This window comes from Lichenicola cladoniae (genome assembly GCF_013201075.1).
Taxonomy (GTDB): domain Bacteria; phylum Pseudomonadota; class Alphaproteobacteria; order Acetobacterales; family Acetobacteraceae; genus Lichenicola; species Lichenicola cladoniae.
This window is the reverse complement of the sequence record NZ_CP053708.1, coordinates 2746178-2761520: the sequence shown is the minus strand read 5'-3', so window position 1 is coordinate 2761520 and position 15343 is coordinate 2746178. Positions and strand designations below refer to the sequence as shown.

At 66.7% G+C, this 15343-nt stretch carries 13 protein-coding genes; 6 read left to right on the top strand and 7 right to left on the bottom strand.

Features of this window, described 5'->3' with window-relative positions:
* Window positions 1-41 precede the first annotated feature (41 nt).
* Complete coding sequence (locus HN018_RS12670) at window positions 42-809, top strand: MarC family protein (protein ID WP_171836335.1); 768 nt, start codon at window positions 42-44, stop codon at window positions 807-809.
* A gap of 201 nt (window positions 810-1010) precedes the next feature.
* Here HN018_RS12670 and HN018_RS12665 read toward each other — a convergent pair whose 3' ends face one another.
* A complete protein-coding gene (locus HN018_RS12665; RefSeq protein ID WP_171836336.1) occupies window positions 1011-1571 on the bottom strand; it encodes an HNH endonuclease in 561 nt (186 codons plus the stop codon).
* A 286-nt stretch (window positions 1572-1857) separates the two neighbouring features.
* On the opposite strand from HN018_RS12665, the gene HN018_RS12660 reads away from it, so the two are divergent.
* The 4 genes from HN018_RS12660 to chrA all read left to right on the top strand — a co-directional run bounded on the left by HN018_RS12660 (window position 1858) and on the right by chrA (window position 7151).
* Window positions 1858-3330: an alpha-amylase family glycosyl hydrolase gene (locus HN018_RS12660; RefSeq protein ID WP_171836337.1), complete on the top strand. Its 1473-nt coding sequence runs from the start codon at window positions 1858-1860 to the stop codon at window positions 3328-3330.
* Window positions 3331-3439: 109 nt separating this feature from the next.
* Window positions 3440-4642 carry a pyridoxal phosphate-dependent aminotransferase gene (locus HN018_RS12655; RefSeq protein ID WP_171836338.1) on the top strand — a complete coding sequence of 401 codons (1203 nt, stop codon included), beginning with the start codon at window positions 3440-3442 and terminating at the stop codon, window positions 4640-4642.
* 62 nt (window positions 4643-4704) lie between these two features.
* Window positions 4705-5907 (top strand): pyridoxal phosphate-dependent aminotransferase, encoded by a 1203-nt coding sequence (locus HN018_RS12650; RefSeq protein ID WP_171836339.1) that lies wholly within the window; start codon window positions 4705-4707, stop codon window positions 5905-5907.
* Between the two features lie 29 nt (window positions 5908-5936).
* A complete protein-coding gene (gene chrA, locus HN018_RS12645) occupies window positions 5937-7151 on the top strand; it encodes a chromate efflux transporter (RefSeq protein WP_171836397.1) in 1215 nt (404 codons plus the stop codon).
* Here chrA and HN018_RS12640 read toward each other — a convergent pair.
* The 6 genes from HN018_RS12640 to HN018_RS12615 all read right to left on the bottom strand — a co-directional run bounded on the left by HN018_RS12640 (window position 7148) and on the right by HN018_RS12615 (window position 14541).
* The gene (locus tag HN018_RS12640; protein ID WP_239478637.1) at window positions 7148-8221 is read right to left on the bottom strand and encodes an oxidoreductase; all 1074 of its coding nucleotides are present in this window, start codon (window positions 8219-8221) and stop codon (window positions 7148-7150) included. The genes chrA and HN018_RS12640 overlap by 4 nt on opposite strands.
* 34 nt (window positions 8222-8255) lie before the next feature.
* On the bottom strand, window positions 8256-9233 hold the full coding sequence (locus HN018_RS12635; RefSeq protein WP_171836398.1) for an efflux RND transporter periplasmic adaptor subunit: 978 nt from the start codon (window positions 9231-9233) through the stop codon (window positions 8256-8258).
* Between the two features lie 12 nt (window positions 9234-9245).
* Entirely contained in the window at window positions 9246-9440 is a 195-nt protein-coding gene (locus tag HN018_RS12630) for a DUF1656 domain-containing protein (RefSeq protein WP_171836341.1), read from the bottom strand.
* A 3-nt stretch (window positions 9441-9443) separates the two neighbouring features.
* Entirely contained in the window at window positions 9444-11483 is a 2040-nt protein-coding gene (locus HN018_RS12625; protein ID WP_171836342.1) for an FUSC family protein, read from the bottom strand.
* A gap of 68 nt (window positions 11484-11551) precedes the next feature.
* Complete coding sequence (locus HN018_RS12620) at window positions 11552-12442, bottom strand: acid phosphatase (protein ID WP_171836343.1); 891 nt, start codon at window positions 12440-12442, stop codon at window positions 11552-11554.
* Complete coding sequence (locus HN018_RS12615) at window positions 12439-14541, bottom strand: prolyl oligopeptidase family serine peptidase (protein WP_171836344.1); 2103 nt, start codon at window positions 14539-14541, stop codon at window positions 12439-12441. Before HN018_RS12615 ends, HN018_RS12620 begins: the two co-directional genes overlap by 4 nt.
* Before the next feature lie 272 nt (window positions 14542-14813).
* Between HN018_RS12615 and HN018_RS12610 the strand changes: the two genes are divergently transcribed.
* Window positions 14814-15059: a hypothetical protein gene (locus HN018_RS12610; protein WP_171836345.1), complete on the top strand. Its 246-nt coding sequence runs from the start codon at window positions 14814-14816 to the stop codon at window positions 15057-15059.
* Window positions 15060-15343: the final 284 nt, after the last annotated feature.

Here is a 15343-nt window from a genome sequence, read left to right as displayed (position 1 = left end):
TGACCGGTTGCCGGCAACCGCACGCCTGATCCGGAGCAGCGATGGCCTACCTGAGTGCCGAGACTGCAAACTTCGCGAGCCTGTCCGGAGCCTTTCTGCTGGCGTTTCCGGCGCTGTTCTCGATCGTCAACCCGATCGGTGCGGCACTCATCTTCGCGGAGGTGACCGACGGCCGCAGCGGTGCCGAGCGGGCGATGCTGGCGCGGCGGGTGGCAGTATACGGCCTGCTGATCCTGCTGGTGTCGCTGTTCATCGGCAGCACCCTGCTCGCCTTCTTCGGCATCACTATCGGCGCCCTGCGCATCGCCGGCGGTCTGGTGGTGGCAGTGCGCGCCTGGAGCCTGCTGCAGGCGCCGGAAGAGAACGAGGCCAACAAGGAACGCCAGGCGCACCAGGAGGGCCGTACCGCGGCCGCCGATGTGTCGTCCACCGCGTTCTTTCCGCTGACCATGCCGTTCACGGTGGGACCGGGAAGCATTTCGGTGGCGATCGCGCTGGGTGCCGAACGGCCGGAAGCGGGCGGGATGCTGGCCCGGCTGGAGTTCAGCCTGGGCACGTGCCTCGCTGCCGTCGCTGTCTGTCTGATGGTCTGGGTCGCCTATGCCAGCGCCCCGCGCTTCGTCCTCATGCTTGGCCGGTCGGGCGCCCGGATCGTCACCCGGCTGGTCGCGCTGATCCTTCTGTGCATCGGCGTGCAGATCGTCGTTTCCGGCGTCCAGGAAATCCTGGTGGGCACGATCGCCCGGGCCAGCGCCGAGATCTCGGCGGTGCGGCATCCGGTCGGGCCGCCGTCGCCGTCGCCGCGGTGAACGACCCGATCAGTTGACGCCAACGAGCAGCGCCACCTCGGTCGACGCGGCGCTTGGACCGCAACCGGCTCAAGTTGTGGAGGTGCGAAGCATGAAGGACGAGACCCTGCGGACATTGCCGGTCGCGCCCGGATCGTTCCGCCGGCAGCATCGCCAACGATTTGGCAGCCGCACGAAGACTGTCTGCCCCAGTGATGGCTGTCAGTTCTCCAGGACGGTGTCCCAGTAGAGGTAGTCGCGCCAGCTCTCGTGCAGGAAGTTCGGCGGGAAGGCGCGGCCGTTATCCTGGAGCTCCCAGGTCGTCGGCTGGCACGGAACCTTGCGCGGATGCATGTGGATCTCGCGCGGAAGCCGGTTCCCCTTCAGCAGGTTGCAGCTGCCGCAGGCGGTGACGACGTTCTCCCAGGTGGTGCGGCCGCCACGGGAGCGCGGGACCACGTGGTCGAAGGTGAGGTCGTGCGTGGGCAGCCGATCCAGGCAGTACTGGCAGGAGAAGTTGTCGCGCAGGAACACGTTGAAGCGGGTGAAGGCAGGGCGCCGTGCGGAGGGGATGTAGTCCTTCAGCGCGATGACGCTCGGCAGCCGGATCGACAGGCTCGGGGAGTGGACCTCGCGGTCGTACTCGCTCAGCACCGAGACGCGGTCGAGGAAGACCGCCTTGATCGCGTCCTGCCAGGACCAGACCGAGAGCGGAAAGTAGGAGAGCGGACGAAAATCCGCGTTGAGCACAAGAGCAGGAAAGTGCAGGCCGCCGTCAGGCAAGTGCGCATCCTTACAAGGACGCCGCATGGAAAGCCTGGCAATCAGTCCAACGAAACGCCAGTCAGTGTGCGCCGTCTAGAAACAGACTCTTTTATTGCAGACGCCCCCATCCTCCGCAAGTCATGTGACCTTTTCGGCAATCCCCGTCATCAAGTTGTCGCATGAGCCACTTGGCTGGGAGCGCCTGAGGCGCGACTCGGGGTGACCCCGGCGGACCATTCGGACCGATGCGAATTCTGGCGGGAGTCCCATGCCCTGACGTAGTCTCGCCGCCAGAGGAACCTGCATGCCCGACCTGCCGTCAAACCCGATGCTCTACCAGATCAACACGCGTGTCCTGATGCGCAGCATCTCAGGCTTGCTCGGCCGGCCGGCCGGGTTCGACGACGTTCCGGACGAGACGCTTTCGGCGCTGAAGACGCTGGGCGTCGACTGGGTCTGGTTCCTCGGTGTCTGGCAGACCGGAGCGGCCGGCCGCACGATCTCCCGCACCAACCCGGACTGGCAGGAAGGTTTCCGGCAGGCGCTGCCCGACCTGACCCCGGACGATATCTGCGGCTCCCCGTTCGCCATCGCCGGCTACACCGCCGAGGCAGCGTTTGGCGGCGATGCCGCGCTGGCGAGGCTGCGCGCGCGCGTCAACCGGGCCGGCCTGCGCCTGATGCTGGACATGGTGCCGAACCACATGGCGCTCGATCACCCATGGGTCACGGCCCAGCCCTCGCTGTTCATCCAGGGCACCGAAGCAGACCTGGCGGACGCGCGCGCCAATTGGGTGAGGCTCGGGGCCGGCATCTTCGCGCATGGCCGTGATCCATACTTTTCCGGCTGGCCGGACACCGTCCAGCTCGACTACGCCAACCCGGAAACCCAGGCGGCGATGGCGAAAACCCTGCTGTCGGTGGCGGATGCCTGCGATGGCGTGCGCTGCGACATGGCGATGCTGCTGCTGCCGGACGTGTTTGAGCGCACCTGGGCGGCCAGTCTCGCTGGCCGCATGGTGGCACCGTTCTGGCCGGCTGCGACCCGCGCCGTCCGGGCGGCACATCCCAAATTCCTGTTCATGGCCGAGGTCTATTGGGGCCTGGAGCACAGGCTGATCGAGGACGGGTTCGACCTCTCCTACGACAAGGCTCTCTACGACGCGCTGCAGGCGGGCGATGCCGGGCGGGTGCGGGCGCTGCTGGCAGTCGATCCCGCCGCGCAGGCGCACCTGGCGCGCTTCCTCGAGAACCATGACGAGGCGCGCGCCGCCGCTGCGTTCGACTGGCCCCGGCACCAGGCAGCGGCGATGCTGGCGTTCGCCGCACCCGGCCTGCGGTTCCTGCACCAGGGCCAACTCGAAGGCATGCGGGTGCACATCCCGATCCATCTCGATCGCGGTCCGGACGAGCCGGTGGATGAGGCGGTGCTGGCGTTCTATCGCCATCTGCTGCCGGTGCTCGACGAGCCGGTGTTTCGACAGGGCCGGTACGAGCCGCTGTCCCCGTCGCCGGCCTGGGACGGCAATCCCAGCGACCAGCGTTTCATCGCCGCACTCTGGCACGACGCGAACGGGCCGAGGTTTCTGCTGGTGGTGAATTACGGGCCGGATCGCGGCCAGTGCCGGGTGCGTGCGAACTTGGCGGACGGGCTGGTGACGCTGACCGACCGGATGCATGCCGAACGCTATACGCGCGACGGCGCCGAAATCGCCTCGGCCGGCCTGTTCCTCGACCTGCCGCCGTGGGGGTTCAACCTGTTCTCTCTCGGTATCTGACCATCCGGGCAGCAGCCCTGTCGCACCGCCGGTTTCCCCAGGCGGCGATTTCGCACTAGCTTTCGCGGCGTTTCACTCGTGCATTATTCGGAGCCTCTGGCAGATCATCATGGACCTCATCGCCGCCCGCCTGAACAAGATCAGCCCCAGCCAGACCATTGCCATCTCGTCCAAGGCGCGCGCGCTGAAGGCGGCGGGCAGGGACATCATCAGCCTGTCGGCCGGCGAACCGGATTTCGACACGCCCGCGAACGTCAAGCAGGCGGCGATCCGGGCGATCGAGGCGGGCCAGACCAAATACACCGACGTGTCGGGGACGCCGGCCCTCAAGAAGGCGGTCGCCGAGCGGTTCCGGCTGGATTCCGGGCTCGATTACTCGCCGGAAGAGATCATCGTCTCGACCGGCGGCAAGCAGGTGATCTTCAACGCGATGCTGGCGACGCTCGAGCCCGGCGACGAGGTCATCATTCCGTCGCCGTGCTGGGTTTCGTATCCGGACATTGTCGCCCTTGCCGAAGGCACGCCGGTCATCGTTCCGTGCGGCCCGAACTCCGGTTTCAAGCTGCGGGCCGAGGATCTCGAGGCGGCGATCACGCCGAAGACCAAGTGGTTCTTCCTGAACTCGCCGAACAACCCGACCGGGGCGGCCTACACGGCGGAGGAATTGCGTCCTATCTGCGACGTGCTGCTGAGCCACCCGGACGTGTGGGTGTTCACCGACGATATCTACGACAAGCTGGTCTATGACGGGTTCCGCCCGGCGACGATCGTGCAGGTCGAGCCGCGCCTGCGGAACCGCACGGTGACGATGAACGGCTGTTCCAAGGCCTATGCGATGACCGGCTGGCGGATCGGCTTCGCCGGCGCACCGCTGTCGCTGATCAAGGCGATGGACAAGCTGCAGAGCCAGTCTACGTCGAACCCGTCCTCGATCAGCCAGGCCGCCGCCCTCGAGGCGTTGACCGGGCCGCAGGATTTCATTGCGGACATGGTCTCGACCTATCAGGCGCGTCGCGACCTGGTGGTGGAGATGCTGAACGCCGCACCGGGGCTGAACTGCCACACGCCGGAGGGTGCGTTCTATGTGTATCCGTCGATGCAGGGCTGTATCGGCAAGACCAGTCCCCGTGGTGCGTCGATCGTCGATGACGAGGCGTTCGTGATCGCGTTGCTGGAGGAGGAGGGCGTTGCCACCGTGCATGGCACCGCGTTCGTGTTCCCGGGCCATTTCCGGGTGTCCTACGCGACCGACACCGAAAGCCTGCGCGAAGGCTGCACCCGCATCCAGCGCTTCTGCGCCTCCTTGAATTAACAGGTTTCCAAAGGACGACCGTCCTTTGGCGGGTGCAGGGCAGCGCCCTGCCTGAGGACAACATGCCAGCGCTAGCAACGAAGCTTTCAAACGCATCCGCCCCCGCCACGATCGCGATGTCAATCAGGGCGCGGGCGTTGCGTGCCGCCGGGCACGACGTGATCTCGCTGGCCTTGGGTGAGCCCGACTTCGCAACGCCCACGCATGTGATCGACGCGGCGCACGCAGCCGCGCTGGATGGCCAGACCAAATATCCGCCGGTCGATGGCACGCTCGCGCTGAAGCAGGCCGTGGTCGCCAAGTTCGCCCGCGAGAACGACCTCGACTACGCGTTGAACGAGGTGATGGTTGCCAATGGCGGCAAGCAGATCCTGTTCAATGCGCTGATGGCGACGCTCGATCCCGGCGACGAGGTGGTGATCCCCGCGCCGTACTGGGCAAGTTATCCGCTGACGGTGGAGTTGCTCGGCGGGGTGCCGGTGTTTGCCGAGTGTCTGGAGGCCGATTGCTTTCGCCTGAAGCCCGAGGCGCTGGAGCGCGCGATCGGGCCGCGCACGAAGTGGGTGATCCTGAATTTCCCGAACAACCCGACCGGCGCGGTGTGTCCGGCGGACGATCTCCGGGCGTTGGGCAAGGTGCTGCTCCGTCATCCCGACCTGTGGATCCTGTGCGACGAGATCTACGAGCATCTGGTATTCCGCGATGTCCCGCATGTGTCCCTGGCGTGTGCGGTGCCGGCGCTGCACGACCGCATCCTGACCCTGTCCGGCGTGTCGAAAAGCTACGCGATGACCGGCTGGCGGATCGGCTATGCCGCCGGCCCGGCCAGCCTGATCAAGGCGATGCTGGTGATCCAGAGCAATGCCACGTCCGGTGCGTCGTCGGTCAGCCAGGCGGCCGCGGTCGCCGCCCTGAACGGACCGCAGGAGCTGCTGCCGGTGATGCGCGACACCTACCGGCGCCGGCGCGACCTGGTGGTGGAGGCGTTGCGCTCTATTCCCGGAATGACCTGCGCGATGCCGGACGGCGCATTCTACGCCTATCCCGGGATTGCCGGCTGCCTCGGCCGCACCAGTGCCGGGGGCAAGCCGATCCGCACCGACGATGACTTCGCGCTGGCGCTGCTGGACGAGCAGCATGTCGCGGTGGTGTCCGGCAGCGCCTTCGGCATGAGCCCGTATCTGCGCCTCAGCGTCGCGGCGGATGACGAAAGCCTGGCCGAAGCCTGCCGCCGGATCGCGCGGTTCTGCGCAGATATGCGATAGAGCGAGCCGTGGTGGCGGCGGCCGTGGCGATGCCTGTCGAGGATACGGGCAGAGCGCCTGATCGTGGTTCCGTCGGCGGGGTCTTCGCGGCATTCCTCGTGCTTGGACTGACGTCGTTCGGCGGACCCGTCGCGCATCTGGGTTATTTCCGTGATGCATTCGTCACCCGGCGGCGCTGGATCGATGAGGCCGACTATGCCGACCTTGTCGCCCTGTGCCAGTTCCTGCCCGGCCCCGCATCGAGCCAGGTCGGTTTCGCGATCGGCTTGTTGCGTGCCGGACCGCTCGGCGCCCTGGCCGCCTGGACGGCGTTTACCCTGCCCTCGGCGGCGCTGCTGGTCGCGTTCGCCTATGGCGCGGCGTCGTTCTCCGGCCCGCTCGGCCAGGCCGTCATCCATGGGTTGAAACTGGTCGCGGTGGCGATCGTCGCGCAGGCCGTGCTCGGCATGTCGCGAACCCTGGCTCCCGACCGGGCCCGCTCCGCGATCGCGGTCGCGGCGCTTGCCCTGGTATCCCTGGTCGGTGGCGGGATCGGCCAGGTCGGGGCGATCGCCGGCGGCGCCCTGGCTGGACTGTTGGTCTGCCGGAACGGTCGCACGTCGGCAGCAAGTTCGCTGCGGTTTGCGGTCCTGCCCGCAGCCGCGATCATGTGCCTGGTCTCGTTCATCGTGCTGCTGGTCGGCCTGCCGCTGGTCCAGGCCGCGACCAGCTCGCAGCCCGTCGCGGTGTTCGACGCGTTCTACCGTTCCGGCGCGCTGGTGTTCGGCGGCGGTCACGTCATCCTGCCGCTGCTGCAGGCGCGGATCGTCCACCCGGGCTGGATGAGCGAGAGCACGTTTCTCGCCGGCTATGGTGCCGCGCAGGCCGTTCCCGGACCGCTCTTCACCTTCGCTGCCTACCTTGGTGCCCTGATAAAGCCGGGTGCAGGCGGCGTGGCCGGGGCGGCCCTGGCGCTGGTCGCGGTGTTCCTGCCCGGATTGCTGATCCTGGTGGCAGCCCTGCCGTTCTGGAACGGTCTCCGTGCGAGAGCGTCGGCGCAGGCGGCACTGCGTGGTGCCAACGCTGCGGTCGTCGGCATTCTCGCGGCGGCGCTATACGATCCGGTCTGGACCAGCGCAGTGCTGGCGCCGCGGGATTTCCTGGTGGCCGGGGCCGGCTTCGTCGCACTGGTCTCGTGGAAACTTCCGCCCTGGATCGTGCTCGCCGGCGTGGTTGCAGCGACCGTCGGCCTGTCGTCTGGCTAGACGCCGAACGCTGCACGGTCTGCCGCGGTGAACGCCATGTCGACGACACGCCCGGTCCGCGCCGACACGATCGCCGCGTCGATGATAGCCATGGTCGCCACCGCCTGCGCCGGTGGCACCGGATTGGTGCCGTTACCGGTCAGCGCCCTGGCGATCCCCGCATAATAGTGACGGTAGTCTCCATCGACCGGCGTGAGCAGCCGTTCGGCACCGTCCGCATCGTAGACCATCAGCCCATCCGGGTCGGCACCCCATCCGGGTGCGCCGGGTCGCATGCCCGCCACCAGTTGGGCTTCCTGCCGGTCGGAGTGGCGCTTCACCAGGCTGCCGGTCTCGCCATGCACGACGAACCGGTTCGAGCCGCCCGCCACCAGCATCCCCGCGTGCAGCACGACCCGGCGGCAATCACACTCCAGCAGCACGTGCGCCCAGTCGTCGGTCTTCGCGCCGGTACGCTGCGCCGCGAGGTTGGCCTGGACGCGATCCGGCAGGCCGAACAGTTGCAGTGCCTGGTCGACCAGATGTGGCCCGAGATCGAACCAGATGCCGCTTCCGCTGCCGGAATTCTCGCGCCAGCGGTCACGCACCTGCGGACGATACCGGTCGATATGGGATTCGAAATGGGTGACACGGCCCACCAGGCCGTCCTCGATCGCCTGCTTCACACTGAGGAAATCGCTGTCCCAGCGCCGGTTGTGAAACACCGACAGCAACAGGCCGAGTCGTTGAGCCTGGTCCGCGAGATCGCGCGCATCCGCAAGATCGACGGTCAACGGTTTGTCCACCACGACGGCCTTGCCGGCATCGAGTGCCGTCCGCGCAAGCTGGACATGCGTATCGTTTGGAGACGCGATCACAACCAGATCGATGCCGGCCGTGCCGGCCAGCGCCATCGGGTCGCGCACGGTTTCTACATCCGGCAGGTCCCTCCGGACCTTGGCGGCGTCGCTCGATGCGACGGAAACGAGTTCCAGGCCCACCGTCGCCGCGATCAATGGCGCATGGAACGTTCGTCCTGCATATCCGTAGCCGATCAGCCCGACACGGATCGGTTCATCCCGCGAGGTCAACGTACCGTCTTGCGATTGCGAATTTAGCCTGAGCCTATTTGGCATCGGTCGTTGCCGGTGCGGTCCGTTGCCGTTCCATCTGGTCGCTCGTCCACGCAACCAGCCCGGCGCCCGGGCCATCGTACCTCGATGCCGGCAACGGATGCAGCGGATGCACCGTGACCGTCGCCGTCATGCCGGCGGCCAGCACCACCGTCGGTGGAACCTGGTCGATATGGATACGAACCGGAATGCGTTGTGCCAGGCGGACCCAGGTATAGACCGGATCCACCGACGGAAGTCCCTGCGTCGAGGCACCGGCGTTCGACGTGGCGATGCCCCGCGTGATGCTTTCCACATGGCCCCGGATCGGGTCGCGATACCCCATCAGCATCACCTGTGCCGGATCGCCGACGCGGATCGGTTCCAGCTTGGTTTCCTCGAAGTAGCCGTCGACCCAGTAGCTGTCCGCGTCGATGATCTGGATGTTGGACGTTCCCTCGGTCGCGTAGTTGCCAACGCGCATCAGTAGGTTGGTCACGTAGCCGTTGACGGTGCTGCGTACGGTGGTCCGCTGCAGGTTGATCCGCGCCTGCGACTGTTGCGCGACCGCCTGTGCGTAGGTGGCGGATGATTGCTCGGCGGTTCCCTGGTATTGCTGCTTTTCCTCGAGCGACGTGGACAGGGTGGTCAGCTCCTTGCGTCGCACGGCCTGGGTCTGGCTGACCGTCATGGCGACCTGCCGCTGCCGCACGGTTGCATCGGCCGAAGCCAGTGCGACCTCGAAATCGAAACGTTCGATGGTGTAGAGCACGTCACCCTTATGAACGAACTCGTTGTCGTGCACGTCCACCGACACGATCTGGCCGGACACCTGCGGCGCGATGTTGGCGACCTGCACGCGCACCTCGCCGTCGCGGGTCCAGGGCTGCGCGGTGTAATGCTCCCACAACGCCAGCATGACGATCCCGGCGACCACCAGGATCGTCACGGTTGAAATGACACGCAGCAGGCGTCTTGCTCGACGGAAAATGACCCGGCGCTCCTAGCTCAACAGAATGATGACGCCGAGGATGCAAATGCCCAAAGCAAACTCGGCGAGTGGCGGGTTCCACACCACCCGCTGGAACCCGAGCCGCGCCAGGATCGGCCGGAGTATCAGCAGGATTACCAGTGCGAGCAACGCCTGTCCGACGAACGAGGAAACCAGGATGCCATTGAGATCGAGCACATGCGTCATGGCTCAGGCCGCTGCCGACTTGTGAGAAGTCCGGACCGTGCCGGTCAGCAACAGCATCCGCCGGTTGGCGCGCAAGGCAGCCCCGGCGCCGTAGAGTCCGGACACCGCACGAAGCAACGCGCCACGATGCACTGCGGGAACGGCATGGCCCTGGTCCAGAAGCATCCGTGCGGCGACATCCATGCGGCCCAGCGTCCCGTCGACGTCGTTCTTCCGCAACCCGCCGCCGATCTCCGTGGCGGTGTCGCAAAGCGGCTCGACTGCCTCGATGCCATGCAGCCCGGCACGAGCGCGGCCGAGCGCGCCGACCAGATCGGTCAGCCCGATCAGCCGTGCCAGCACGAAGCGCCGGCTGCCGCTCGAACCGATCCGGCTGTTCCACTGTTGCATCTGCGACAGCCGGTCGTACTGGCGGCTGGCCAGGGCAGGTCCCTCGTGCTGGGCCGGCCCGTCCATCTCGCGCTCGACATCCCGGGCGATCGCCAGCATCCCGCGCATGACGCGCCGGCGCGGCGACACAGGCAGGATCAGCACCAGTGACAGGAACACGATCACCGCCGCCGACAGGAACATGATGGCGCGCTCGACGAACGATGTCAGGTCGAAGCTTTGCGGATTGGCCGGGTTCAGCATCACGAAGGTGAACACCAGCATGATGAAGCCGATCGCGCCGGTTTTCGGATACATCACCAGCGTGCAGGCGATGAACACCGCCGGCAGGATCGCGATCGCCAGCACCGGCATCGCCGAACCCTGGGTCAGCAGAAAGAAGTTGATGAGTGCTGCTGCAATGACGGCGAGCGGCGCGCCGATCAGCACGCCGTAGGCGAAGCTGGTTGGGTTGGGGTTGGTCGCCGCCAGAGCGCACACGGCGGAAATCTGGATCAATGCCAGCGTCGAGTCCGACAGCCCGGACAGGATCGAGAAGGCGGCGCCGATCGCGAACGCGATCAGGATCCGGGTGGCGTTCAGCCCGGCCGCGAAACGATCCAGATGATACTCCAGGCTCACATACCGTTTCGGCCGCCCGCCGTTTGACAGCACGCCCATCCCGTCCTCGACCCAGCGCCGGTTGCGGGCGAGTGCTGCTGTACGCTCGATCAGGAAGGCATCGACCGGCTCATGCGGGATCTCGACATCCGCGAACGCCTCGCGATCCGATCGGGCACCGGCCAGTTCCGGAAGGCGCTGCACGATCGCCGGATCCGCATCGTCGCGCTGCAGGCCGTATGCGATTGCCCGTGCGCAGAAAAGCATGTCCAGCAGTCCGAGCATGGCGCTGTCAGCCCCGGCAATCCGGTGCTGCCCGTCCTGCAGTTCGGTGCGCGAATAGTTCGCCTGCGTGCTCAGCGCCAGTATGCCCGAGGCCAGGGCAGCAATGTCCGTCTCGGCCGGCAGGGCACGGCCATGCACCGCGGCGTCGGCGATACCGAACACCGTCTCGGTGGATTTCTTCAGTCCGTCGGCGAGCTGCTTCCAGGTTTCCGGGGACCCGAACACGTCGTTGACCACCGTCATCGCGACGATACCGATCGCGATCACCGCCACGCGCGACACCGCACTGGAGAACGCGCCGTTCGGATTGTCGATGACCGCGATGGCGACGATCGAGACGGTGTAGCCGGAAAGGACCGCCGCGTAGGCACGGAAATCGCGGGTCATCGTGCTGACGGTGGTGCAGATCGCCACCCAAAGGCCGACGCCACCCAGCAGCATGAACCGGTCCTGCGGGAACAGCCCGATCAGCAGCAGCGCCACGGCGGCGCCGATCACCGTGCCGCCCATCCGGTAGATCGCCTTGGACAGCGACTGGCCCCGGGTCGGCTGCGCCAGGATCGCCGCACACACGGCTGCGGAGTCGGCACTGTCGAGTTGCAGCCAGAAGGCGGTCGCAAGTGCCAGCACGATGGCGATCCAGGTCCGGCTGCAGAAACCGAACCAGCCCGGCGGCAGGGACGGCACACGCTCCCACATCCGCCTCGTCCAATCGGCGACCGGCATGGCGCTCAATCGTCCGAGCGCGCTTCCTCCGGTCGCTGGCATGGTTCCCTCCGGCTTCCCGGAGTAAACGCCCGAACACAGGTTTGTTTGCCGCGCCGGGTCATGGGCCATTATGGGCCGGCGGGCTGCTCGCGGAACAGTGGCGAGTGCGACGCGGCGTCGGCTTCCAGCTGGCACATAGCGGCGTCCGGTGCCTTCGGGGAGGGTCGTTGTAGGGTGGCCAGTTCCGCGCGCGCCTTGTCCATGTCGGTGCGGAAGGCGGCACTCCCATGCAGCGCCGCCACCAGCGACGACGCCTCCAGGAAGCCCGCCTGCACGTCGCTCAGCCAGTGGACGCCGCAGACGATCCGGCTTTCCGACAGCGTCCGCCCGCGCCGGACCAGCTCGGCCGCCCGGTCCGGCACCAGCTCCGCCAGGATCAGCGAGGTCCCGAACTCCAGGGTGGTGTGGCCGGACGGGTAGGCCGGACTCTGGTCCAGGCTGCCATGCCGTGCCACGCAGATCGGCTCATCGTTGCCGATATGCGGACGGTGGCGCTGCCACAGATTCTTGGTGCGGTCGATTTCCGGTCCCATGTCGGCACCGGCATGCTCCAGCAAAGAGACGAGCGCCGGCGCCCTGGCCGGATCGATCGCGAAGCCAAGCGCGCAGGAGAAGTCTGCCAGCAGGGCCGGCGTCGAGAGCAGCGCGTCGTTCTGGGCCAGGCGCCACCGCGGTGTGTCCTTGTAGGCCCGCGACTGCCTGAACACCGCCTGGTCCGAAGCCTGTTCCGGCGAACCGGGCAGGGGCGGCGGCGGCAGCAGCAGCGACGTATCCGGCAGCAGGGCGCCCGACATGTAGGTCCCCGGCGGCAGTCGCTCGCGCCTGGCGGCAACGCCCGGCGTCGGCGCCGCCATGCCGCCCTGCCGGACATCCGCCGGCTGGGCGAACGCGGGCGATGCGGTCCAGCTGCCCAGCATCAGGCCCATCATCGCAGGGACAGCAAAATTCATCGTCTTCATGGCATCAGCTTCCGGGTCAGGTAGGTGAATTCGAGTGCCTGTTCCTCGGCCTTCTCGACCAGGTTGGCGCCGGCCGCATGACCGCCCTCGGTCTGCTCGAAATACAGGAACGGCAGCCCCATCGCCTCCATTCGCGCCGCGAAGCGGCGGGCATGCACCGGTCCGACCCGGTCGTCCTTGGTCGTGGTGAAAATGAACGGCTCGGGATATTTCACCCCGGCCTTCAGGTTCTGCAGCGGCGACATCCCGGCCAGGAACCTGCGCTGGGCCGGCACATGCACGCTGCCATATTCGCCGACCCAGGACGCCCCCGCCGACATGGTCTCAAAGTTCATCATGTCGAGCAGCGGTACATCGATGATCACCGCCTTCCAGAGCTCGGGATGCTGGGTGAACTCGACCCCCATCAGCAGCCCGCCGTTCGAGCCGCCGCGTATGCCGAGGCGGTCCGGCGAGGTGATCTTCCGGGCGATCAGGTCGCGTCCGACACTTGCGAAATCGTCGAACACATGCTGGCGCTTCGTCTGCACGCCGGCCTCGTGCCAGCGCGGCCCGAACTCGCCGCCGCCACGGATGTTGGCCAGCACATAGACGCCGCCGCGATCGAGCCACAGCTTGCCGAGTGCCCCGGAGTAGGTCGGCGTCATCGAGACCTGGAAGCCGCCATAGGCATACAGCAGCGTCGGGTTGCTGCCATCGGTCTTCAGGTCGCGCCTGTGCACCACGAAATACGGCACCTTGGTACCGTCCGTTGACACGGCCTCGTACTGATCGACCGCGTACGGTGCGGCGTCGAACTTGGCAGGCTGCGACTTGATGGTCGTGGCTGTCCCGGTGGCCGCGTCCGCCAGCCAGAGCTGCGTCGGGCTCAGGAACCCGGTGACGTCGAAGAAGGTGTTTTCGTCATGGATGTTGCTGTCCGCCACGTCGATCGAAACATTGTCCGGCAGCGCCAGCCGCCTGGCCGTCCATCCGGCATCGGCAGGCGTGAACACCCAGGCCTGGCCGCGGACATTGTCGTAGATCCCCGCGACGACGCGGTCCCGGGACACCGAGACGGTGTCCATCGACTGCCGGTCGGTCGGCTTGAAGATCACCATCGGCGGCGCGTCGGGATGGCCGGCATCGAGAGACACCAGGCTTCCGGCGGTGACCATGGCGCTGCCCTTCGGGGTCCAGTCCTGGTCGATCTTCACGATCAGCCGGTTCGCTACCAGGCCTTCGACGGTCGCCTTCTTCGGCAGGTCGAGCAGCACCAGGCCATGCGGTGTCATGACCCGGAACTCGAACTCGAAGAAGCTGACCGCGCGGGTGATCAGGCTCACCCGGTGCCCGTCGCCATCGACCAGTTCGGTCGGCGCCACCGACATGTCGGTCGGCTTGCCGCGATAGATCTCCGTCGCCTGCCCGAGCGCCTGGCCCCGCTTCAACTGCTTGACCACGAAGGCGTAGCTGGACGGCGTGACGGTCGCGTGGCCGTGTTCCAGGCCCCAGTCCCGCGCGATCAGCAGCGTGTCGTCGTCGACCCAGGCGACTTCCTGCTTGGCGCGCGACAGCGAGAACCCGTCCTTCACGAACCCGCCCGTGCTCAAATCGAACTCGCGCAGCGTGACCGCGTCCTCGCCGCCATCCGACAGATGCACCAGGCACAAATGCTCCGTCGGCTCCGCGCAATCGGCGCCTTTCCAGACCCAGTTGGCGTGCTCCGACGCGGATAGCGCGTCGAGATCGATCACCGTGCTCCAGGCCGGCGCCGCGCTGCGGTAGCTGTCCAGCGAGGTGCGCCGCCAGATGCCGCGCACATGGTCGGAATCCTGCCAGAAATTATAGACCTGGCCGGCGATCATCGACGGGGCCGGAATGCGGTCGCGATCCTGCGCCAGGGCCAGGGCCTGCTGGAACAGCGGCTGGTAATGTGGGTCGGCCTGCAGCGTGGAAAGCGTCTGCGTGTTGTGGGCTTTCACCCAGGCCAGCGCCTGCGTGCCCTCGATCTCGGTGAGGTAGGCGGGCGAGCCGGTGGCGGTGGACACGGCACCGGCCGGCACGACGCCTGCCAGGCACGTGGCGGCGAGCAGGGCGAGCGGAAAAAGAGGGCGCATGATGCTCCGGATCGTTGGGTCATTGCACCGTAGCTTCGCACTCCCGTGTGCGGAAGCGGCTCAGGGTGGGTCCAGGATGGGGATGCTGGAGGTAGGCCTGCATGATCAAACGGGTGTCGGGATCGGCCATGGCCGGCATCAATCGAGGCTGTCCCCGGTCTGCCCCACGTAGGTCGATCGTGCGGTCGCTGCTACTGATCAGATCGCTGCATCTGCAGGGTGTATCCACGCTACACTCATGTAGTGGATTTCTGGCGATGTGGAGGTGAGTCATGGGTGTGCCGATCTCCATCCGCCTTGATGATGATGATGTCCGTCACGAGCTTGAAACTCAGGCCAGGAGCCGTGGGATTGGTCTCGGAACCCTGTCGCGCGAGTTCGCAACGCAGGCTGCGCGGGAAGCACGGCGTGCCCGGATCCGTGACGCGAGCGGAGCAGTGGCCAGTCACGTAGCGACCTCCGCTGAAGCACGCGCGTTCTATGAGAGCTGGTGCACGCCGGGCACCGATGCCGGTTAAGGCAGCACCTCTCGTCCTCCGGGCCGGACAGATTGTGCTGGCCGATCGGCGGGGGTGACGCGCTGCGAAGGAGCCAACGCCCTCTCGCATTACGGAGGACCAGCTTACCGCCATCCGTCGTCAGATCGCACTGGCGATCGGGTTCGAGAGGTAGCGCTCCCCGGTTACCAGGGACGAATAAAACGATTGTGCTGCCAATAAGCAGGAACAGCAGTGCAACCGGTAGACTTCTGCGCTCGACAGCCTTGGTCGATCATCCTACGGCGGAACTCAGGCGAATAGTG

Coding starts and splice junctions, on each gene's coding strand:
- HN018_RS12620 (WP_171836343.1), bottom strand. CDS start 12,442: ATGAAGACGATGAATTTTGCTGTCCCTGCGATGATGGGCCTGATGCTG.
- chrA (WP_171836397.1), top strand. CDS start 5,937: ATGCCTGTCGAGGATACGGGCAGAGCGCCTGATCGTGGTTCCGTCGGC.
- HN018_RS12660 (WP_171836337.1), top strand. CDS start 1,858: ATGCCCGACCTGCCGTCAAACCCGATGCTCTACCAGATCAACACGCGT.
- HN018_RS12670 (WP_171836335.1), top strand. CDS start 42: ATGGCCTACCTGAGTGCCGAGACTGCAAACTTCGCGAGCCTGTCCGGA.
- HN018_RS12610 (WP_171836345.1), top strand. CDS start 14,814: ATGGGTGTGCCGATCTCCATCCGCCTTGATGATGATGATGTCCGTCAC.
- HN018_RS12625 (WP_171836342.1), bottom strand. CDS start 11,483: ATGCCAGCGACCGGAGGAAGCGCGCTCGGACGATTGAGCGCCATGCCG.
- HN018_RS12655 (WP_171836338.1), top strand. CDS start 3,440: ATGGACCTCATCGCCGCCCGCCTGAACAAGATCAGCCCCAGCCAGACC.
- HN018_RS12615 (WP_171836344.1), bottom strand. CDS start 14,541: ATGCGCCCTCTTTTTCCGCTCGCCCTGCTCGCCGCCACGTGCCTGGCA.
- HN018_RS12650 (WP_171836339.1), top strand. CDS start 4,705: ATGCCAGCGCTAGCAACGAAGCTTTCAAACGCATCCGCCCCCGCCACG.
- HN018_RS12630 (WP_171836341.1), bottom strand. CDS start 9,440: ATGACGCATGTGCTCGATCTCAATGGCATCCTGGTTTCCTCGTTCGTC.